This is a genomic window from Microlunatus endophyticus, assembly GCF_014646195.1.
Taxonomy (GTDB): Bacteria; Actinomycetota; Actinomycetes; order Propionibacteriales; family Propionibacteriaceae; genus Microlunatus; species Microlunatus endophyticus.
Genome location: NZ_BMMZ01000001.1, coordinates 506365 through 527399 on the forward strand (window position 1 = coordinate 506365; position 21035 = coordinate 527399).

General features: G+C 67.1%; 19 protein-coding genes. 11 read left to right on the forward strand and 8 right to left on the reverse strand.

The window, feature by feature from the left end; translation table 11 throughout:
• The first annotated feature begins 46 nt into the window (after window positions 1-46).
• From tatC to IEY07_RS02570, 3 genes are all read left to right on the forward strand, one after another.
• Entirely contained in the window at window positions 47-961 is a 915-nt protein-coding gene (tatC, locus tag IEY07_RS02560; RefSeq protein WP_229669624.1) for a twin-arginine translocase subunit TatC, read from the forward strand.
• Window positions 954-1886 (forward strand): diacylglycerol/lipid kinase family protein, encoded by a 933-nt coding sequence (locus IEY07_RS02565; protein ID WP_188893578.1) that lies wholly within the window; start codon window positions 954-956, stop codon window positions 1884-1886. The genes tatC and IEY07_RS02565 overlap by 8 nt, the downstream gene beginning before the upstream one ends.
• A gap of 130 nt (window positions 1887-2016) precedes the next feature.
• Window positions 2017-4863: a DEAD/DEAH box helicase gene (locus IEY07_RS02570; RefSeq protein ID WP_188893826.1), complete on the forward strand. Its 2847-nt coding sequence runs from the start codon at window positions 2017-2019 to the stop codon at window positions 4861-4863.
• A gap of 18 nt (window positions 4864-4881) precedes the next feature.
• Here IEY07_RS02570 and IEY07_RS02575 read toward each other — a convergent pair whose 3' ends face one another.
• The 3 genes from IEY07_RS02575 to IEY07_RS02585 are packed head-to-tail and all read right to left on the reverse strand — an operon-like array spanning window position 4882 to window position 7348.
• Window positions 4882-5319, reverse strand: coding sequence for a YdeI/OmpD-associated family protein (locus IEY07_RS02575; RefSeq protein WP_188893579.1), 438 nt, complete (start codon window positions 5317-5319; stop codon window positions 4882-4884).
• Window positions 5320-5360: 41 nt separating this feature from the next.
• Complete coding sequence (locus IEY07_RS02580; protein ID WP_188893580.1) at window positions 5361-6878, reverse strand: DUF222 domain-containing protein; 1518 nt, start codon at window positions 6876-6878, stop codon at window positions 5361-5363.
• Window positions 6879-6937: 59 nt separating this feature from the next.
• Window positions 6938-7348 carry a VOC family protein gene (locus IEY07_RS02585; protein ID WP_188893581.1) on the reverse strand — a complete coding sequence of 137 codons (411 nt, stop codon included), beginning with the start codon at window positions 7346-7348 and terminating at the stop codon, window positions 6938-6940.
• Window positions 7349-7411: 63 nt separating this feature from the next.
• Here IEY07_RS02585 and IEY07_RS02590 point away from each other — a divergent pair, with 63 nt between their 5' ends.
• Window positions 7412-9028, forward strand: a complete 1617-nt coding sequence (locus IEY07_RS02590) for a polysaccharide pyruvyl transferase family protein (RefSeq protein ID WP_188893582.1) — start codon at window positions 7412-7414, stop codon at window positions 9026-9028.
• A gap of 17 nt (window positions 9029-9045) precedes the next feature.
• Here IEY07_RS02590 and IEY07_RS02595 read toward each other — a convergent pair whose 3' ends face one another.
• Window positions 9046-9507, reverse strand: a complete 462-nt coding sequence (locus IEY07_RS02595; protein WP_188893583.1) for a lamin tail domain-containing protein — start codon at window positions 9505-9507, stop codon at window positions 9046-9048.
• 115 nt (window positions 9508-9622) lie between these two features.
• Here IEY07_RS02595 and hisF point away from each other — a divergent pair, with 115 nt between their 5' ends.
• The 7 genes from hisF to IEY07_RS02630 all read left to right on the forward strand — a co-directional run bounded on the left by hisF (window position 9623) and on the right by IEY07_RS02630 (window position 17306).
• Window positions 9623-10384: an imidazole glycerol phosphate synthase subunit HisF gene (gene hisF / locus IEY07_RS02600; RefSeq protein WP_188893584.1), complete on the forward strand. Its 762-nt coding sequence runs from the start codon at window positions 9623-9625 to the stop codon at window positions 10382-10384.
• Window positions 10385-10406: 22 nt separating this feature from the next.
• Entirely contained in the window at window positions 10407-11327 is a 921-nt protein-coding gene (locus IEY07_RS02605; protein WP_188893585.1) for a 2-hydroxyacid dehydrogenase, read from the forward strand.
• A complete protein-coding gene (locus tag IEY07_RS02610; protein ID WP_188893586.1) occupies window positions 11324-11749 on the forward strand; it encodes an HIT family protein in 426 nt (141 codons plus the stop codon). Before IEY07_RS02605 ends, IEY07_RS02610 begins: the two co-directional genes overlap by 4 nt.
• A complete protein-coding gene (locus tag IEY07_RS02615) occupies window positions 11728-13029 on the forward strand; it encodes a glycosyltransferase 87 family protein (RefSeq protein ID WP_188893587.1) in 1302 nt (433 codons plus the stop codon). The genes IEY07_RS02610 and IEY07_RS02615 overlap by 22 nt, the downstream gene beginning before the upstream one ends.
• Before the next feature lie 10 nt (window positions 13030-13039).
• A complete protein-coding gene (ilvD, locus tag IEY07_RS02620; protein ID WP_188893588.1) occupies window positions 13040-14767 on the forward strand; it encodes a dihydroxy-acid dehydratase in 1728 nt (575 codons plus the stop codon).
• A gap of 108 nt (window positions 14768-14875) precedes the next feature.
• On the forward strand, window positions 14876-16078 hold the full coding sequence (locus IEY07_RS02625) for a winged helix DNA-binding domain-containing protein (RefSeq protein WP_188893589.1): 1203 nt from the start codon (window positions 14876-14878) through the stop codon (window positions 16076-16078).
• Between the two features lie 43 nt (window positions 16079-16121).
• Window positions 16122-17306: an enolase C-terminal domain-like protein gene (locus IEY07_RS02630; RefSeq protein WP_188893590.1), complete on the forward strand. Its 1185-nt coding sequence runs from the start codon at window positions 16122-16124 to the stop codon at window positions 17304-17306.
• On the opposite strand, the gene IEY07_RS02635 is transcribed toward IEY07_RS02630, so the two are convergent.
• The 4 genes from IEY07_RS02635 to IEY07_RS02650 are packed head-to-tail and all read right to left on the reverse strand — an operon-like array spanning window position 17307 to window position 21025.
• The gene (locus IEY07_RS02635; RefSeq protein ID WP_188893591.1) at window positions 17307-18272 is read right to left on the reverse strand and encodes an amidohydrolase family protein; all 966 of its coding nucleotides are present in this window, start codon (window positions 18270-18272) and stop codon (window positions 17307-17309) included.
• Complete coding sequence (locus IEY07_RS02640; protein WP_188893592.1) at window positions 18265-19137, reverse strand: aldo/keto reductase; 873 nt, start codon at window positions 19135-19137, stop codon at window positions 18265-18267. Before IEY07_RS02640 ends, IEY07_RS02635 begins: the two co-directional genes overlap by 8 nt.
• A 44-nt stretch (window positions 19138-19181) precedes the next feature.
• Window positions 19182-20003: an ATP-binding cassette domain-containing protein gene (locus IEY07_RS02645; RefSeq protein WP_188893593.1), complete on the reverse strand. Its 822-nt coding sequence runs from the start codon at window positions 20001-20003 to the stop codon at window positions 19182-19184.
• The gene (locus IEY07_RS02650; RefSeq protein WP_188893594.1) at window positions 20003-21025 is read right to left on the reverse strand and encodes an ABC transporter permease; all 1023 of its coding nucleotides are present in this window, start codon (window positions 21023-21025) and stop codon (window positions 20003-20005) included. Before IEY07_RS02650 ends, IEY07_RS02645 begins: the two co-directional genes overlap by 1 nt.
• Between the last annotated feature and the right edge of the window lie 10 nt (window positions 21026-21035).

Sequence of the window (21035 nt, forward strand, 5' to 3'; positions counted from 1 at the left end):
TGGACGACCCATACGGTTCAGCCTTGCCTGGCTGAAACCGCCGCCCATGCCCGAAGACGGCAACATGACGCTTTGGGAGCACTTGCGGGAACTTCGCTATCGGCTGGTGATCATCGCTGCCGCGACCATCATCGGCACGATCGTGGCCTACATCTTCAATGCGCAGATCTTCGATGTGTTGATGCGGCCGTACCAGATCGCCAGAACGAATCTGGAGGCCACCCATCCGCACCTGCATCTGCAGACGGTCGTCGAGGGCGTCACCAACCCCTTCACGCTGATCCTCAAGACCTGCTTCGTTGCAGCATTGGTTGCGACATCACCGATCACGCTATACCAGATCTGGGCGTTCATCGTTCCCGGTCTGCTGGCTAAGGAGAAGAAGTGGGCGCTGATCTTCCTGAGCGCTGCGGTTCCGCTGTTCCTGAGCGGTGTCGCACTCGGCTACTACCTCATTCCCAAGGGCATCTCTGTTCTGATCGGCTTCACCCCGGGCAACGGTGATATCGAGAACCTGCTCGATCTGACCAACTTCCTGAATTTCCTGATCCGGGTGATGTTGGTCTTCGGAGCGGGATTCCTGGTGCCGGTGTTCGTGCTCGGGTTGAACTTCATCGGCATTGTCAGCGCCAAACAGTTGGCCAAGGCGCGATCGTTCGTGATCTTCGGCTGTTTCGTCTTCGGCGCTGTGGCGACTCCCCAGACCGACCCGGTCTCGATGCTGATGCTTGCCGTGCCGATGACCGTGCTGTACCTGGCGGCCGAAGTCATCGCCCACATCCATGACCGGGCGCTGATTCGTCAAGGCATCCAGCCGGGCTTCATGAACCGCGGTGGCCGCGGCGTCGAGTCCGACAAGGCGCTGGCCGCGCTCGAAGGCAGAGATCTCGAGGCCGAACAGGCCGCGAACAAACCGACCCTGGCCGACCTGTTGGGGCTGGACAAGAAGGACGATGCCTGATCGGCAGGCCGCCGCAACGGCGCGGCGGCCGCCGACCAGCATCGCGCTGGTCGTCAATCCCTCCGCCGGCAAGGGCCGTGCGCAGGAGATGCTGCCGGAGATCGCCGGACGGATCCGCGATGCCGGACACGAACTCGACATCTGGCTGAGCCGGGACTACGGCGAGGCCGTCGCATTGATCAACAAGGCCGCCAATTCCGGTGCCGGCGTCGTGGCGGTGATGGGCGGCGACGGCATGCTGCACGTCGGCGTCAACGAGGCGGTCCGGGCCCAGCAGTCGGCTCCCGCCGCGCCCACTCTCGGATTGATCCCCGCAGGAACCGGCAACGACCTCTGCCGTGGCCTGGATTTGGGAACCGACCCGTTGGTGGCGCTGGACGCCATCCTGGGCGCGCACGAGACCGCGGTCGACCTGGCCCGGGTGGGGGACGCGTACATCGGCACCATCGTCGCGACCGGGTTCGACGCGATGGTCAACCGCCGGGCCAATGACATGAGCTGGCCGAAGGGCTCGATCCGCTACCCGATCGCGCTGTTGTCGGTGCTGCGGACCTTCAAGCCGCTGCACTACCAGCTTACCATCGACGGCGTACGGCGTGATCTGGACGCGATGCTGGTCGCGGTCGGCAACACCCGGTCCTACGGCGGCGGCATCCAGATCTGCCCGGACGCCGATCCGACCGACGGGCTGCTGGACGTCACGATCATCCACCCGGTCGGTCATCCCACCCTGCTGCGGCTGCTGCCCAAGCTCTACACCGGCGGCTTCGTCGGCGAACCCTGTGTCGAGCTGTTGCGGGTGCACTCGATCACGATCGACGGGCTCGGCCTGGTCGGATTCGGCGACGGCGAGATGATCGGCGCCACACCGCTGCGGGTCGAGCAGGTGCCTGCGGCGCTGCGGATCTGCCGCCCCGAACTCTGAGTCGGGCCGATACCCGGCTCGTTGTGGCTGCCGGGGTACGTTGGCAACGATGTCCGCCATTGAAGAACCCGATCCTGCTCTGGATCGACGCAGCCCGGCCGACGCGTACGCCGCCTTCCGCGCAGGGCAGATGAGCCGGTCGCTGACCAACTTCGCCGAGGCGTACGGCTTCGCCTTCGATCCCTACCAGCGTGAGGCCTGCGAATACGTCGAGGCCGGGTCCGGCGTCCTCGTCGCCGCGCCGACCGGAGCCGGCAAGACCATTGTCGGTGAGTACGCCGTCTTCCTCGCCCTCGAGCAGGGCCGCAAGGCCTTCTACACCACCCCGATCAAGGCGCTGTCCAACCAGAAGTACGCCGATCTTGTCCGCCGCCACGGGGCCGACAAGGTCGGCCTGCTGACCGGCGACTCGTCGATCAACTCCGAGGCGCCGGTGGTGGTGATGACCACCGAGGTGCTGCGGAACATGATCTACGCCGGGTCCTCGACGCTGGCCAACCTCGGCTACGTCGTGATGGACGAGGTGCACTACCTGGCCGACCGGTTCCGCGGTGCGGTCTGGGAGGAAGTGATCATCGGGCTGGCCGACTCGGTCCAGGTGGTCGCACTGTCGGCGACCGTCAGCAATGCCGAGGAATTCGGCGACTGGCTGAACGAGGTCCGCGGCGAGGTGAAGATCGTCGTCTCCGAACGCCGGCCGGTCCCGCTCTACCAGCACGTTCTGGTCGGCAAGAAGTTGTACGACCTGTTCGCCGGTGTGGCGCCGACCGCGATCACCGGCGATCGTGGCCCTTCGTCGGGCGCGGGACGCGAGCGGCGGCCGGAGGTCAATCCGGCGCTGACCAAGGTCGCCCAGCAGGAGTCGCGGTCGGTGCGGGACGACTCCCGGCGGCCGCGGGGCCGCAGCGGCAAGGGCAAGCGCTCGGTGTCCTTCGGCAGCGGCAGGTACGGCGGTGCCGCCCACCGCAGCAACTTCGAGGACCGGGGCGACCGGCGGCGGGTAACCACCAGCAGGTACGACATGGTGGACGCGCTGGAGCGGGCGAATCTGCTGCCGGCGATCGTCTTCATCTTCTCCCGGGCCGGCTGCGACGGAGCCGTACGCCAGTTGCTCAGCTCCCGGCTGACGCTCACCAACGCCACCGAGCGGGCCGAACTGTCCGAGATCGCCGAGCGGCACACGGCCGGCCTGACCTCCGCCGACAAGCAGGCACTGGGGTATGCCACCTTCACCGAGGCGCTGGTCCGCGGCATCGCCGCCCACCACGCGGGCCTGTTGCCGGCCTTCAAGGAATGCGTCGAAGAGGCATTCGTCAAAGGCCTGGTGAAGATCGTGTTCGCCACCGAGACGCTGGCGCTGGGCATCAACATGCCGGCGCGGTCGGTGGTGCTGGAGAAGCTGGTCAAGTTCAACGGCGAGACCCACGCCGACATCACGCCGGGGGAGTACACCCAGCTGACCGGCCGAGCCGGCCGGCGCGGCATCGACGTGGAGGGCCATGCGGTGGTGCTCTGGCAGCCGGGGCTGGATCCGCGCGCCGTCGCCGGGCTGGCGTCCCGGCGTACCTATCCGCTGAACTCGTCCTTCGCGCCGACCTACAACATGGCCGTCAACCTGGTCGGTGCCGTCGGCCGCGAACGGGCCAGGACCCTGCTGGAGCAGTCCTTCGCGCAGTACCAGTCGGACCGTTCGGTGGTCGGGCTGGCGCGGAAGGTGGCACGGAACAACTCCGAGATCACCGAACTCTTCGAGCGGGCGTCCTGCGACCGGGGCGATTTCGTCGAATACGCCAAGCTGCGTGACGAGATCAGCCGGGTGGAGGCCGAGGCGGCCCGGGATCGCAAGCTCAACCGACAGTCGGAGGCGATCGCAGCACTGCAGCAGGTGCAGCGTGGCGACATCATCCGCATTCCCGCCGGCCGGTCGACCGGTTGGGCGGTGGTCGTCGATCCGGGCGTTGCCGGGCACCGGCAGGCGCCGCAGCCGCAGGTGGAGACCGAGGACGGTCAGGTCCGCCGGTTGGGGATGGTCGACTTCCCGACGCCGCCGCCGGTGGTCGGGCGGATCAAGGTGCCCAAGCACTATCACCCCAAGGACAAACAGACGGTACGCAACCTGCGGGCGGCGTTGGAGTCCCGGCTTCGTGAGCTTGACCCCGATCTTGAGCTCTATCGGCCGGCCACGATGGATCCGGAGGCTGCTCGGCGAGTGGCGGAGTTACGCGCCCAGCTGGAAGCCCATCCGTGCCACAACTGCCCGGACCGTGAGACTCACGCCCGCTTTGCCGCGCAGGCGATCCGGCTGCAACGGGAGAATGATCAGGCGGACCGGCAGATGGCCCGGCGGACCTCGACGATCGCCAACCAGTTCGACAAGATCTGCCAGGTGCTGACCTCCTTCGGCTACCTGGACCAGGATCGCGACCGGGTCACCGACGAAGGCCGGATGCTGGCCAGGATCTATGCCGAACTCGATCTCGTCACCGCGGAGTGCATCCGGGCCGGTGTCTTCGACGGACTCGAAGTGCCGCAGCTGGCCGCGGTGCTCTCGACGCTGATCTACGAGTCGCGGCGCAGTGATCATGATCGCTTCCGACCGCAGCTGCCCGACCGGAGGAGCGAGGACGCGATGGTCGTGCTGCGCCGGGTCTGGCGGGAGGTGTCGCTGGCCGAGCGGGACGTACGCATCGAGCGCGGCCCGGAGCCCGATATCGGGTTCGCCCGCGCCGCGTTCAGCTGGGCCGCCGGATGGCCGCTCGGTCAGGTGCTCCAGGACAACGACCTGACAGCCGGCGATTTCGTCCGCTGGGTGCGCCAGGTGATCGACTTCGCCGGTCAGATCGCCGATGCCGCCGGGGCGGGAGCGTTGCGCGATCAGGCTCGCAGAGTGGTGTCCTCGATGCGTCGCGGGGTGATCGACTTCGTGCCGGACGAGCCGGACGGTGCACCGGACCCGTACGTGGCCGACGACCGCTGACCCGGGCCTTCGGGTGACTCAGGACCGCAGGGCTTCGACGGCCTTGGCAACCCGGCGCTCACGAGTCTCCGGCTTCTTGGCCGCTTCGATCGGTTCGGCGATCTCACGCTTGGCGGTGAAGCTGAGAGCTTCCCAGCGACCCAGCGCTGCCTTGTCCCCGCCGAGGGCCGTGGCGAGATCGGCCGGGAGTTCGACGGTCCGTTCCTCGCGGTCGGGCTCGATCTGCAGGGTGTAGGTCTCGCCGGCGGTGAGGCCTGCTTCCTCGCGGCGCGCCTTGTTGATGCCCAGCAGGTAGCGGCCACCCATCCGCGCGATGGAGGTCCGGAAGTTGCTGCCGTTGACGGCGACCGTGACCTTGGGCCTGCCGCCGGAATCCAACTGCGCCACGAATTCATCCGGAATCACGAAGGCGGCGTTGTTGCCGGCGATGATCTCGAACGTCCCCGTGTAGTCCATGACATCGACGGTAGTGGACTCCGGCGCCACGGGACCAGCGATCAGGCTACGTCCAGGGCGTGCAGGTGTTGCATGCGGTCGGCGGCGTACCAGATCTCGCTGGCGAGCTGGTTGGTGGTGATGTTGCCGAGGTCGTGGGTGCCACTGTCGTTGGTGATCAACACGCGCCCGTATCGGGACTTCCACACGTAGGTGCCCGGGTCGGGTTGCCGCAAGGACATGTGCCCGATGGTTTTCGCCCGGTGTTCTCGGCGGGTGAGGGGGCCGAGATTGTGGAGCCCGGTCTGGCCGGGTGGTCCTGCCGGTGGCGGCAGATACGGGAGGGTGTGGTCGAGGTCGTTGCGCCGGTTGAGGCTGCCGGTCCAGGGGAAGCTGCTGGCCGGGGTTCGGGCCAGGATCGCCTCGCGCATCCGATCGGGCACTTCGTAGCGGTCGACGGGGGCGATGGTGGCGGGATCGAGCACGGGCTGCAACCGGATCGTGCAGCCGTCGCCGAGCCAGGTCTTGATCGTGGACAGCAGCGCGGGTCCGATCTTCTCCAACCGAGCGATCGAGTTTTCCGGCCGGGTGAAGGCGTCTGCGTTGAGGTGGATGTGCAAGGTGCCCGACGGGATCAGTTTGCTGGCGTCGATCCGGCCGACAACTTCGGCGACCAGCCGCTCATGGACAGGATCCGGCCGATCGTCGACTACCTTTGCCCCAGCCGGATCATGGGCGTCTGGGAACCGGTCGTCGAAGAGTTGGTCGAACAGGTCGGGTTGCTGGTGCTGGAGCAGGAGTTGGTTGGCCAGGATCGGGTTGGTGGTGAACAGGGCCATCGCCACCGACCGCCAGGCTTGCCGGGTGTCGGCGCCGCGGACGGGAACTCCGGCAGGCAGGTAGTCCTTGCGGGCCTGCAGGATGGTGGCGAGTTGGTTGATCGCCGCATCGGAGCGTTGGGCGTCGTCGGCGGGCATCGCACCCCAGAACTCGGTCAGATTGTCCTGATTGGGTTTGCCGAAGCGGACGTCGCGCTCGGCGAGCGCCTTCTTGGCGGCTTTGTCGCGGGCTTCCTGGTCGACACGCAGGATCTCGGCATCGAGCAGGTTGTCCAGCCGGGTCAGCGACAGGTTGGCCAGATGGCCGGCGATGCAGCGGTCGATCGATCCGGCCTGCTCCTGGCTGAGCCGGCGAGTCTTCTGCGCGATCCGGCGGGCCTGCCAGTCGGCGACCGAGCCGGCTTCGACCCGGGCCCACAGGCAGGGGAAGCGGAAATGCAGGTCGAGCGCATCAGTGATCAACGCCAGGGCCTGGCCGACACTCATCCGCGATTCCAGCGCGAGATCAGCTGCGGCACCCTCGGCGACATCGGGCGTGCCATCGCCACCAACGACGAGGCGGCGTTGATCGGCGCCGTTGTCGAGTTTGATCTCCAAGGGCAGTCCGTCGCCGGGATGTTTGAGCGCCCACTGGTCGGCGATCCGCAGCAGGTTACAACCGACAAGCATCTGCGCTCGGGCATTGTCGGCGGCCGCGGAAGCCAGCTCCGCGATGCTCCACTCCGACAGATCCCTTGCCATACACAGAATTCTATTGGTCGGCACCGACAGGATCGAGGACCAAGTGTTGTCCGGAACGCCTAAGTGTTGTCCGTTTCAGCGGCCACGATTTCCATCTCGAAACCATGATCATTCTCGAGGTAGGCGGCGTAGTGCTGTTGCCCGCCGGCGTACGGATGTCGATCGCCGAAGAGCAACCGCCAGCCGTGACGAGCACCCTCTCGGACGATCCGATCGACGACCTCTCGGTCAGCCGCCACGGCAAGGTGGTTGATGCCCGGACGCGTACGCCGGAACGTCTCCTGATCGAGATCGGGTGACTCCTCGATGACGACGTAGCTGCCGTCGTCCGCCCGCCAGGACCTGCCGCCGTCCCACCGCTGGTAGGGCTCCCAACCCAACTCGCCGAACAGCCAGCCCCAGGCCGGAAGCTGGCTGTTCAGGTCGGGTAGCCAGAGCTCGACGTGGTGGATGGACGCGTGGCTGTTCATCACGCCATGATCGCGTGTCTAGGATCGGAAGATGTCATTACGCCGATGGGCTGAGGACCGCTGATGCCACGCATCCTCATGCGAGCCAACAAGGACCCCTTCACCGTGATCCGGCCGGAAGCGGTCCTCGGCCAGCGGTTGATCGGCAACAACACCGGCAATCTGCTCTTCTCCGACTCCGTGCACGCGACGTTGTCGGTCCCCGACGCCACCATCGTGACGACCGCGGACCTGGACAGGTCCGGCGACGACGAAGCTTTCGCTGCTCGGATCAACGAGCAGTTCGATCATCTGGTCGTGCCGCTGGCCAACGCCTTCCGGACGACGTTCCTGAATCAACTCGACAACATCACCCGGACGATCGAGCGACTCGACATCCCCGTGACAGTTGTTGGGGTCGGTGCGCAAGGCGAGATGGACGGGATCGATCTCGAGCTGACGTCCGATCCGCAAGGTAAGGAGACCGTCCGCCGCTTCTGCTCGGCGGTCCTGGACCGCTCAGCGGCTATCGGCGTCCGCGGGGAGATCACCCGGAGATTCCTTGCAGGCCTCGGTTTCGGTGGCGATCAGGTCGAGATCATCGGCTGTCCCTCCTTGTTCCGCTTCGGGCCGGGCCTGACGGTCACGCGCAAGGTGGACCGGCTGACGTCGGATTCTCCGGTCGCCGTCAACATCACCCCGCATGTGCCGGGGATCGCCGAGATCGTCAACGCGAACGCCGACCGCTACCAGCAGTTGATCTTCGTCGGACAGGAGTACCCAGAGCTGCGGCTGCTGCTGTGGGGCGATCAGGGCAACGAGGGCTGGGATCGCTCGCTGCCGATGAACCCCGGACACCGGCTCTATCGTGAAGACCGAATCCGCGTCTATCTGGATCCACGGATCTGGTACGCGGCGATGGCCCAGCAGCACTTCGCATTCGGCACTCGCATCCACGGCAACGTGGCCGCCATTCTGGCGGGCACTCCGGCGGTGGTGCTGGCCCACGACTCCCGGGTGCTGGAACTCGCGGACTATCACGGTCTGCCACGGACCACCATCGCCGAGGTTGGCACCAATGTCGATGCGGCTGAGCTCTACGAGCGGGCCGACTTCACCGAGTTCCATCGCAGCCAGCCGGAGAACTTCGCGCGTTTCACGGCATTCCTGGAGCGAAACGATCTCGAGCACATCCACCAGCCCGGTCAGGCGAATCCGGACTACGAGCGGCGACTCGCCGAGGTGTCGTTTCCTGCCGGTGTCGGCAGCCTGGTGGGGACGGATGCCGACAGTCGCCAACGGGTTGCGGAGCGGCTGAACTGGCTGCGGCAGGGCGCAACCGTGGACCGGGCGCGACGCTGGGAGAGCTACCGTCCGACCTTCACTCTCACTCCGGCACGCGCTAAGCCGTTCAACGCGGACGCATTGGATGACGTACGCAAGCGCGCGACCCATAACCAGGACCGGATCGACCGGCTAACCGAACGAGCGCGCCGGCAACAGGACCAGATCAAGGAGCTGACTCGAATCGTCCAGAGGCAGCAGACCCAGCTCGCCGACGTCAAGCGGCGGGAGGCCCGACGCGAACGGGAGCGAAAACTGCAGGCCCAGCGCGACCGCAATCGGCTACCCGCCAAGGTGTCCCGACGACTGCGCCGGGCGCTGAGATCAGCGAGTCGCCGGATCGGAGTCCGCAGCTGAGCGCGCTGGCGTTGTGATCAACAGGTGACGTAGGCCTTGGAGTGCTTGCTCGGGAAGGTGCAGCTGTCCAGCCGCTTGCCGCTCTTGACCAGATATGCGGTGTCCCCGGTGTTGTTCCAGATGTAGTTGTGCTGGCCCCAGTAGAGACTCTTCGAGGTGTTCTTCCCGGGGCCGGTGTGCACGGTGACGCTCTTGCCCGCCTTCAGCGTGAACGAGCTCGGGAAGGTGTAGACGTGGCCCGACTTGTCCTTGATCTTGTACCCGGTGAGCTTGACCTTGGCCTTGCCGCCGTTGTGCACGACGACGTATTCGGCGTTGAGCGACTTGGTGCTGCGGTTGTCGCTGCCCGGTGAATCGGCGTACAGCTTGGTGAATTTGATCTTGCCGGCAGCGGAAGCTGCAGGCGTGTGGACCGCGCTCAGGGCGACAGCCGCCAGCAGGGCGGCGAGGACAGCGGTGATCGTGCGCAAGGGCTTCATGAGTCTCCAGTTCGGGTCGGGCCGGTACGACCCTAGGGTCGGCCGACAACGCCCGTGCGCCGTTTCGGCAACTCAGGACTTCGGTCCCGAACGCGGCGCCGGATAGGGTTGCCGCATGAGTCTGGCCGTGCGGGTGATCCCGTGTCTCGATGTGCATGCCGGCCGGGTCGTCAAAGGCGTCAACTTCGAGAATCTGCGCGACGCCGGCGACCCGGTGGAGTTGGCCGCGCTCTATGACGGCGAGGGCGCCGACGAACTCACCTTCCTCGACATCTCGGCCTCCTCGGAAGGCCGCGAGACGACGGTCGACATGGTGCGCCAGACCGCAGGCAGCGTCTTCATCCCGCTGACCGTCGGCGGCGGCATCGGCTCGGTCGCCGATGTCGATCGGATGCTGCGGGCCGGTGCCGACAAGGTCGGCGTCAACACAGCCGCGATCCATCGCCCCGAGCTGATCCGCGAGATCACCCGCCGTTTCGGCAACCAGGTGCTGGTGCTGTCGCTGGACGCCCGTCGGGATCCCGAGCAGCCCTCCGGATTCGGGGTCACCACCCATGGCGGACGCAAGAACGCCGGTCTGGATGCGATCGAGTGGGCGAGGAAGGCAGTCGATCTGGGCGTGGGCGAGATCCTGCTCAACTCGATGGACGCCGACGGCACCACCGGCGGGTTCGATCTGGAGATGATCCGAGCCGTACGGGCCGTGGTCGACGTACCGCTGATCGCCTCCGGCGGCGCCGGCAAAGCGGAGGATTTCCCGCCGGCGGTGGCGGCCGGAGCCGACGCCGTGCTGGCCGCAACCGTGTTCCATTACCGCACCTTGAGCATATCTGAAGTCAAGAAGGCGCTGGAAGAGGCCGGTTACCCGGTTCGCTGACGCTTCCTGGCAAGATCGACCCATGCGTGTGTGGGTGCCCTTCGAATCAGAGGCCGAGGCCCGGGACAAGCTCGGTGAGCTGCCGGACAACATCGAGCTCGACTTCTACACCGGCGGCGACTTCCCGTCGACCGCCGACGAGGTCGAGGTCTACGTGCACCCCTACCTCGGCGCGCACGACCCGTGGGAGCGGTTCGGCGAGCTGCCGAAGCTGAAGGTGGTGCTGATCCAGTCCGCCGGCTATGAGGACATCCAGCCGCACATCCCCGAGGGCGTCACGCTGTGCAATGCCGCCGGGGTGCACGACGCCAGCACCGCCGAGATGGCGGTCGGGCTGTCGCTGGCTCTGGGCCGGCACCTGGACGCCTACGCCCGGAACCAGACCAGCGGCACCTGGGAGCCGCAGTTCGGCCGGTCCCTTGCCGACCAGCGGGTCACGATCCTCGGCTACGGCCACATCGGCCAAGCCATCGAGCGTCGGCTGACCGGCTTCGAGGTTGCCTCGATCACCCGGATCGCCCGCCGGGCTCGTACGGAGCCGATGCCGGTCCGTCCGATCACCGATCTGGACGACGTGCTGCCGGAGACGGATGTGCTGTTCCTGATCACCCCGCTCACCCCGGATACCGAGAAGATTATCGACAAGCATGCCCTGGCGTTGCTGCCCGACGGTGCCCAGGTGATCAACGTCGGCCGCGGCCGGCTGATCGACACCGACGCGCTGGTCGCCGAGACCAGCTCCGGCCGGCTCACGGCCGGTTTGGACGTCACCGAGCCCGAGCCGCTGCCGTCCGACCATCCGTTGTGGACCAGTCCCGGCGTCCTGATCTCACCGCACACCGGCGGCGCCAGCAGCGCCTTCTTCCCCCGGTCGAATGCCCTGATCGCCGCACAGTTGCGCCGGTACGCCACCGGTCAGCCCCTGGAGAACGTGATCGAATGAGCCCTTCGACAAGTTCAGAGAACTGCATCTTCTGCAAGATCATCGCCGGCGAGATACCGTCCTGGAGGATCGACGAAGATGATCAATCCGTCTCCTTCCTGGACGTCGCGCCGTTCCATCGTGGTCATACGCTGGTGGTACCGAAGCGGCACGTCGAGAGCTTCATCGCCGATCCGCCGGCGCTGGCCGAGATCACTCCGGCGATCGACCGGGTGTCCCGGCTGTTGATCACCAAACTGGGCGCCGACGGCATGAACATGTTCTCCTCCGCGGGACCCGTTGCCGGTCAGGAGGTCTTCCATCTGCACGTGCATCTGTTGCCGCGTTACGCGGACACGCCCGGTCTGCGGAATCTCTTCGGCCCCAAGCCTGTGGCGACCGATGACGAGCTGGAGACGGTATGGCGACGACTGACCAGCTAGTGGCGCCGCCGCCGATGACCACGGCGCAGCGGTTCCGGCGGATGGTTGGGGAGATGGTCCCCGCCTACGTTGTCTCGTTGATCATGCTCCCGTTGATCATCGCGGGTGGCCGCTACTGGCCCTTCCGGCCGTCGACGATGGATCTGCAGGTCTACTTCTACGCGGTCCGCGCGATGTTGCACGGCGCCAACATCATGGAGTGGACCTCGCCCGGATTCCATCTCTGGTTCATCTATCCGCCGGCGGCGGCGATCGTCATGCTGCCGCTGGCGATCGGCCCGTTCATCGTCTGGGAGCTGCTCTGGATCGCCGGGCTGGTGATCGCCCAGAACGTGGTGATGATCCGCTGCGGGGTGCCGCGCGGCCTGCCGTTGGCGCTGTTCTCGATCGCCCTGGTGATCGGGATGGAACCGATCCGGACGACCATCGGGTACGCCCAGATCAACACCTTCCTGATGGTGCTGGTGGTCATCGACCTGCTGCCATCCGATCCGCGACGCAAGCGCAGATTCCCGGCCGGCATCCTGATCGGCCTGGCTGCGGCGATCAAGTTGACGCCGGCGATCTTCGTACTGATGCTGCTGATCGTCGGCAAGAAGAAGCAGGCACTCACCGCGATCATCACCTTCGCCGTCCTGACGGCGATCGGAACCGCCGTCCAGCCGGCCGCCACGGTCTCGTACCTGAAGAGCCTGGCCGGGGGAGACACGCACACGTCCGGTCCGGTCTACGTCGGCAACCAGTCCCTGCTCGGCGTCGTGCTCCGGCTCTTCGGTGACAGCCACCTGCACACCTACATCGGGTTGCTGATCTCGGTGATCGTTGCGGTGATCGCAGCCATCGTGGGAGCGCACTGGTGGAAACAGGGCGCCCACGTGCTGGCGATCGGTTTCGTCGGGCTCGGCAGCAATCTGGCCTCGCCGCTGTCCTGGACCCACCACTTCGTCTGGATCCTGCCGCTGGCCATCGCGGTGCTGTATCAGTTGCGTCGCCGGCCCTGGCCCGATGCGCGCGCCGATCACGTACCGATGCCACGCTGGTTGTTGATCGCCTCCGGTGCGATCGTGCTCTATGTCAGTGCCTGCCTGCCCCTGGCGCTGTTGCCGTACTACGCGGGTGCCGCCGATCACTACAACGCGTTGCAGGAACTGATCGCCAACTTCGGCCCGATCCTGATCACGCTGGTGCTGATCGTCGCGGCGGGCGGCATGATCGTACGATCCCGGCGCGTCTCGGCGAACGGGCGGACCGATGCGGAGCAGCTGATCGAGCAAGGGTAGTTTGACGCCCATGTCCAGCAGCACGATCGATACCAATTCACCCGCTTCCAGCGCCGGAGGCAACGCCCCTGACATCAAGCCCCGCTCCCGTACCGTCACCGACGGCCTGGAGGCGACCGCCGCCCGTGGCATGCTCCGCGCGGTAGGGATGGGCGACGAGGACTTCGCCAAGCCGCAGATCGGCGTCGCATCCAGCTGGAACGAGATCACCCCCTGCAATCTGTCGCTGGACCGGCTGGCCAAGGCCGTCAAGTCCGGAGTGCACGCGGCCGGCGGCTACCCGCTGGAATTCGGCACCATCTCGGTCTCCGACGGCATCTCGATGGGCCACGTCGGCATGCACTACTCGCTGGTCAGCCGCGAGATCATCGCCGACTCGGTCGAGACGGTGATGGAGGCCGAACGGCTCGACGGGTCGGTGCTGCTGGCCGGTTGCGACAAGTCGCTGCCCGGCATGCTGATGGCCGCCGCGCGCCTTGATCTTGCCTCGGTCTTCCTCTACGCCGGCTCGATCATGCCCGGCCAGGTGGACGGCAAGGACGTCACGATCATCGACGCCTTCGAGGCCGTCGGCGCCTGCGTGCGTGGCCTGATCAGCCGCGACGAGGTGGACCGGATCGAACGCGCGATCTGCCCGGGCGAGGGCGCCTGCGGTGGCATGTACACCGCCAACACGATGGCCAGTGCCGCCGAGGCGCTCGGCATGTCCATCCCCGGCTCCGCCGCGCCGCCGGCCGTCGACCGGCGGCGCGACGGGTTCGCGCACCGCAGCGGTGAAGCTGTGGTGAACATGCTCAAGAAGGGGATCACCGCGCGGCAGATCATGACCCGGGACGCGTTCGAGAACGCGATCGCCGTGGTGATGGCCTTCGGCGGCTCGACCAACGCGGTGCTGCACCTGCTGGCGATCGCCAACGAGGCCGGCGTCGAGCTGACCATGGACGATTTCGCCCGGATCGGCAAGAAGGTCCCGCACCTGGGCGACCTGAAGCCGTTCGGCCGATTCGTGATGAACGACGTCGACAAGATCGGCGGCGTCCCGGTGGTGATGAAGGCGCTGCTGGAGGCCGGCCTGCTGCACGGCGACTGCCTGACCGTGACCGGCAAGACCGTCGCCGAGAACCTGGCCGACATCAACCCGCCGGACGTCGACGGCAAGATCATCCGCGCGCTGTCCGAGCCGATCCACCCGACCGGCGGCATCACCATCCTGCACGGATCGCTGGCTCCCGAGGGTGCGGTCGTCAAGAGCGCCGGTTTCGACACCACAGTGATCGAAGGCACGGCGCGGGTGTTCGACGGCGAGCGGGCGGCGATGGACGCGCTGGAGGACGGCACCATCACCTCCGGCGATGTCGTGGTGATCCGCTACGAGGGTCCCAAGGGCGGTCCGGGAATGCGCGAGATGCTCGCCATCACCGGTGCGATCAAGGGCGCGGGGCTGGGCAAGGACGTCATGTTGATCACCGACGGACGGTTCTCCGGGGGCACCACCGGCCTGTGCGTCGGCCATATCGCCCCCGAGGCCACCGAGGGCGGCCCGATCGCCCTGGTGGAGAACGGTGACAAGATCATCCTGAATGTCGCCGAGGGCACTCTGGAGGTCGACGTCCCGGCCGAGGAGTTGGACAAGCGCCGGGCTGCCTGGACACTGCCGGAGCGCCCCAAGCCGCACGGCGTGCTGGCCAAGTACGCCAAACTGGTGAAGTCGGCCAACGTGGGTGCCGTCTGCTCCTGAGTCGCCCCCGAGCCTGTCCGTCCGATCCCCGAGCTTGTCGAACGGCCCTTGATTTCCTTCGACAAGCTCAAGGCTCTGATTGTCGGAGCCGGCTGCCAGGATGGCGCCATGCAGCGGATCAGTGTGCAGCAGCGGCGCGCGATGTTGGCGCGCCGGCAGCGGTTGGCCGGCCCCGCGCCGACCGACGTTGAGGACCTGGTCCGGTCGCTGGTCTGTCTGCATGCCACCGACCCGGCCAGCATCTACCTCTCCGCCTGGGCGCGGATCCCCGGCTTCGCGCGTGCTGATCTTGATCGCGCGCTGTACGCCGACCGGACGGTGATCAAACAGCTGGCCATGCGCCGGACACTCTTCGTGATCGATCGCGACGACCTCATCGACGTGCAGCCTGCGGGCGCCGCACGGGTCGCGGGATCGGAATCCCGCAAGATGATCAAGATGGTCGAGGAGGCCGGCGTCGCCGCCGACGGTGCCCGCTGGCTCCGCCGGGCATCACAAGCGGTATTGAAGGCGCTGTCGGATGGCAGGGAGGCGACTTCGACCGAGCTGGCGGCCGAACTGCCGATCTTGCAGGGGACCGTACGGGCGGGCTCCGGCAAGTGGTCCGCTGATGTGCCGATCTCGCCGCGGATCCTGACCATCCTGGGCGCCGAAGGCCGGGTCGTCAGGGCGACCAATCGCGGGCCGTGGTACACGTCTCGGCCGCGCTGGGCGAGCATGGAGTCCTGGCTGGGCCAGTCCCGGTTGAACCAGTCCTGGCAGCCCGCCGATACTGCGACCGCGCACCGGCGGATGGTGCAGCGCTGGCTGCAGTCCTTCGGGCCGGGTACGGCAATGGATCTCAAGTGGTGGTTGGGTTCAACCGTCGCCGCCGTGAATCGGTCGCTGGCCGAACTCGACCCGGTCGAGGTCGATCTTGACGGCCGGCCTGGCTACCTGCTGGCCGACGATCTTGATCAGCTCACCGATGATCAGCCGCCCGAGCCCTGGATCGCTCTGCTGCCCGCGCTCGACCCAACGCCGATGGGCTGGACCGACCGGGACTGGTATCTGGGTGATCACAAGAAACTCGTCTACGACACCAACGGCAACGCCGGGCCCACGATCTGGTGTGACGGCCGGATCGTCGGGGGCTGGTGGCAGGATCCGGCCGGCACCGTGATCGTACGGCTGCTGGAAGAGATCGGCAGCGACGCGGCCGCAGCGGTGAACGCTGAGGCCGCCGACCTCACGGATTGGCTCGGTGGCAAGGTGGTCATGCCGCGGTTTCCCTCACCACTGGCGAAACTCGTCGGCGACCAGGCTCCTTGATCGGCCGGCCCGGATTCGGCCGCGAAGCGAAGGGAATCGAGCGTTGCGCACGCTGAAGATCACCGCTGTCGAGGTCGAAGCGGTGAAGGGACCGCATCCCGACCTGCCCGACGGGCGGCAGAAGCAAGTCAGACCGCTGACCCTGTACGCCGAGCACCGGCCACCGCAGCAGCAGCCGACTCCGGCCCGCCCCGCCGAGTTGACCTCGCTCTATCTGCGGATCAGCACCGATCAGGGCATCAGCGGTTTCTACGGTCCGATCGAGTACGACGCCGCCTGGCCGATCCTCGACCAGTTCGCCGACTTCCTGATCGGCCAGGACGCGCTCGCCGGCACCATCCTGTGGGACAAACTCGAGCGCCTCGACCGGCACGCCCGGCACGGGCACCTCAAGATCGCGATCAGTGCGATCGACAACGCGCTGTGGGACCTGCGGGGCAAGGCGTACGACGCCCCGGTCTGGCAGCTGCTCGGCGGCGCCTCCCGGCAGCGGATCCCCGCCTACGTGAGCACCCTGGGGACGTCGCTGCGGCCGGAGGATGTCCGCCGTACGGCGGCGGAACTCAAGGCGGCCGGATTCGACGGCCAGAAATGGTTCTTCGCCGACGGTCCCGGTGACGGCCCGGACGGGCTGACCCGCAATGTCGAGCTGGCCAGGATCGTACGGGAGTCGGTCGGCCCGGATTTCCCGATCATGTTCGACGCCTTCATGGGGTGGGATCTGGCCTACGCCCGGGCCTGGATCGAGCGGGTTGGTGACCTTCGGCCGACCTGGCTGGAGGAGGTCTTCCTGCCCAACCGTGTTGATGCCTTCATCGAGCTGCACCGCAGCACCGGCCAGCCGCTGAGCGCGGGGGAGCACCTCTACGACCGTCCGGACGTGCTGGGCTTCCTGCAGGCCGGGGCACTCGCGGTGTTGCAATGCGATCCGGAGTGGTGCGGCGGTGTCACCGAGCTGGTCCGGATCTGTGCGCTGGCCGACAGCTTCACCGTGCCGGTGATCCCGCACGGGCACGGACTGCACGCCGCCCTGCATGTGGTGGCGAGCCAGTCACCGGCGACCTGCCCCAAGGCCGAATACCTCTACCGCATCATGCCCAATCGTCACCACTTCGAGTTGCATCCACTGACGCCTGAGGGTGGCTCCTTCGCGCTGCCGCAGGGCCCCGGTTTCGGGATCGAGCTGGACGAATCCAAGATCACCTCGCGGGAGCTGCTGCGACGATGATCAGTCCTGGTTCTTGAGCGCCCGGTCGATAAGTGCCCCGGTGTAGTCGGCGAAGGTGCCCAGCTCGCCGTCGGTCAGCCAGGCGTGGACCAGGGCACCGGCCGTCCGCTGGTCGAGGCCGAGACCGTTGGCGAAGATCGTCGCAGGGATCACCTGCGCTCGTTCCATCGGGTCGAACGGCAGGTCAAGTGGCTGCACGTCCGGCCGGCTGTCGAAGAACAGCCGGCGCGCGTTGCCGCCGAGGAAGTCCCGGCGCTGCTCGGCCGTCGGCCCCAACACGTCCACCCAGGCCAATGCCGACGCGAGGGTCTCGTTACGCCAGGTCAGCACCGGCGACTCCGACCCCCACAGCACCCGCCGCCAGCCGCAGGACTCGATCAGCCGCTCGGCGGCGGGCAGGATGCGATCGGCGGGGTAGCCGCCCTGCCGGGAGAAGATCACCGACACCTGCGGACGGGCGAACAGCTCTCCCACCGGACCCGACCGGAGCACGGCCGGTGCGGGCAGCCCGCCGAAGTGGCCGAGCACCAGGCGGCTGTCCGGATGGTGGTCCAGATGGTCATTCAGCACGGTCGCGGTCGCTGGCTCGCCGGAATTCGCGCAGACCAGCGGGACCCGGCCGTGACCGGCGATCAGGCCCAGTAGCCAGGACCGCTCGGCGATATCGGCGCCGGACAGCCGGATGCCGCTGAAGCCCGCTGTCAGTTGAATGATCACCGATGCCTCCAGCTCGTCGCGACCACTCCCCAGCGGCACTCCGATGCCGCAGAACCGCCCGTCCGGCCGGGCCAGCCCGTCGTGGATGGCGGCCAGATCCGGGCTGCTGTCGAAGGAGCACAACGCGGCTGCCGCGATGCCCGCCGACCGCATCCGAAGCTCGTAGTCGGCCAGCGACTGGAAGCGCGGCAGACCGATATGGGCGTACGCGTCGACGATGTCGGCGACCGCCGGACCGGTCTCAGACATAGCGCTCGTGCAACGCGTCGAGATCGATCCGGCCGGCCGTGTCCGCGACCAGCGCGACGTTAGCCAGGACCTCCTGGGGCGTCCGCATCCCCACGAGCACCACGTCGACCAGCGGATTCGACAGCACGAACTGGATCAGCGCAGGCGTGTAGTCGAAGGTGTTGGCCGGATTCACTGACTGGATCCAGCGTTGCAGGATGCCCGAGGTGGTACCGCGCATGGTGATGATTCCCAGACCATGATCGTCGGCGGTGATCATCGACCCGAACGGCCGGGACGGCTCGTACGGGTGCTGGTAGATCAGGTTGTAGCAGAGCTGGACGGTGTCGAAGGCGCCACTGCGGATGAACCGGTAGACCGCCTCGTTGGAATCCTCGGAGCTGAATCCGATCCTTCCGACCAACCCCTCGTCCCGGAGCCGGGTGAGCGCCTCGACCAGACCGCCCCGGGCCAGCAGCCGCTCGGCGTCGTCGGGGGAGTAGGAGGAGCCGTGCAGTTGCAGGAGGTCGACCCGCTCCCGGCGCAATCGCTGCAGACTTTCGGTGACGCGCGCCTCTGCCTGGTCTCCCGGTGTGCCCGGATCGATCTTGGTCGCCAGGAAGATCGGATGGCCGCCGGCCGAGTCGACGCCCTGCAACGCTTCGCCGAAGACGCGCTCACCGAGTCCGGCACCGTAGCCTGGTGCGGTGTCGAAGTAGTTCACGCCGCTGTCCAGGGCAGTCTCGATCGCGGCCACCGATCGGGCGTGCACGACCGGATCAGCCGGATCGAATTCCTGGACGTAGTCGGCCAAGCCGAGCGCGGCGCCGCCGAACCCCAACCTGCTGACGACCGCACCCGTGCCGCCCATCGTCGTGTATTCCATGATCGACAGTCTGGCCGATCGGATACGGCCACCGTTGGCCGGGCTCAGCGGAGCGTCTGCTCCTGCGGATCGATGGTCTTGGCGCCGGTCATGATCGCGACAGCCTCCTCCATGCTGTGGCTCTGCGGAGTGATCACGCCCGCTACCCCGCCGAGACGCTGGATCTGGATCCGATCGGCGGTCTCGAAGACGTCCGGCATGTTGTGGCTGATCAGGATCACCGCCAGCCCCTTGTCCCGCAGGTCCCTGACCAGCTTGAGCACCTGACCGGTCTCGCGGACGCCGAGCGCTGCAGTCGGCTCGTCGAGGATCACCACCTTGCTGCCGAAGGCTGCGGCCCGGGCGACCGCGACGACTTGGCGCTGGCCGCCCGACAGCGTCTCGACCGCCTGATCGATGTTCTGCAGAGTGGTGATGCCGAGCTCGCTGATGAATTGCCTGGCCTGGTCCCGCATCGCCTTGCGGTCAAGCATCCGCAGCCCCGATCCCAGCAGGCCGCGGCGACGGATCTCCCTGCCCAGGAAGAGGTTGCTGGTCACGTCGAGGGCGGGCGCGACGGCGAGATTCTGGTAGACGGTCTCGACGCCGGCGTCGCGCGCCTCCTGGGTGCTGGTGAACCGTCGTGGGCGGCCGTCGATCATGATCGTTCCCTGGTCGGGTTGTACGGCACCGGACAGGCATTTGATCAAGGTCGACTTGCCGGCCCCGTTGTCGCCGATCACCGCCAGCACTTCACCCGGATAGAGCCGCAGATCGACGCCGCGCAGGCCGACCACCCGGCCGTACAGCTTGACCAGCCCGGTTGCCTCCAGCACCGGTCGGTCACCTGTGTCGGTGCGCTGCGCCTCGGTCGTCGTTGCGGTCATCAGCCTCGCACCCTTCTGATCCACTGGTCGATCGCGACCGCCAGGATCACCAGGATCCCGGTTGCCAGCACCTGGTAGTTCGGATCGACGCCCGCCAGCGCGAGACCGCTGTTGAAGGTCTGCACGATCAGGGCGCCGATCAAGGTCCCGACGACGGAGCCGCGGCCGCCGAAGAGGCTCGTGCCGCCGATCACGACAGCGGTGATCGACAGCAGGTTGTAGTTGAGGCCTGCATTGGGATCGGCGCCACCGACCCGGCCGGCGACGATCCAGGCTGCCACCCCCGCGCAGAGACCGGCGACGGCGTAGGCGCTGAAGAGCACTTTGCGGGTGGAGATACCGGCCAGCTGGGCGGCCTCGCGGTCGTCACCGGTGGCGTACAGATGCCGGCCCCAGGCGGAGGTGTGCAGGATGAAGCCGAGCACCAGGAAGAGCAGCAACATCAAGATCACGCCCCAGGTCACACTGACCGGGCCGAGCCGCAGGCTGCTGCCGGTGACCAGCAGGAAGGCGCCGGGATTGAGGGTGATGGTCTGGCCCTGGGCGTAGAGCAGGGAGAGTGCGGTGAAGATCGAGAAGGTGCCCAGGGTGACGATGAAGGGCGGCAGGTTGATCCGGGTGACCAGGAAGCCGTTCAGCAGGCCCGTCGCGATGGCGACGACGATGCCGATCAGCAGCGCGATCACTCCGGGGACCCCGTCGAAGGCGAGCTTGGCCATCACCAGCGACGCCAGCACCATCGCCATCCCGATCGACAGATCGACGCCGGCGGTCAGGATGATCAAGGTCTGGCCAGCCGCCAGGGCACCGACCACGGCCATCTGCTGGACCAGCAGCGACAGCGCCTGAGGTCGCAGGAATCCCTCGGAGATGATGCCGAAGACGATGATCGCCAGGACCAGCACGATCAGCGGGCTCAGGGCGGGATTGCGGTGCAGCAGATGCTGGATCTGCTCCACCGGGCCGCGCCGGCGACTCAGCAGGTCGTCGACCTCGGCCGGTTCTACTGCCTGGGTGGTCATCGCTGTCCTC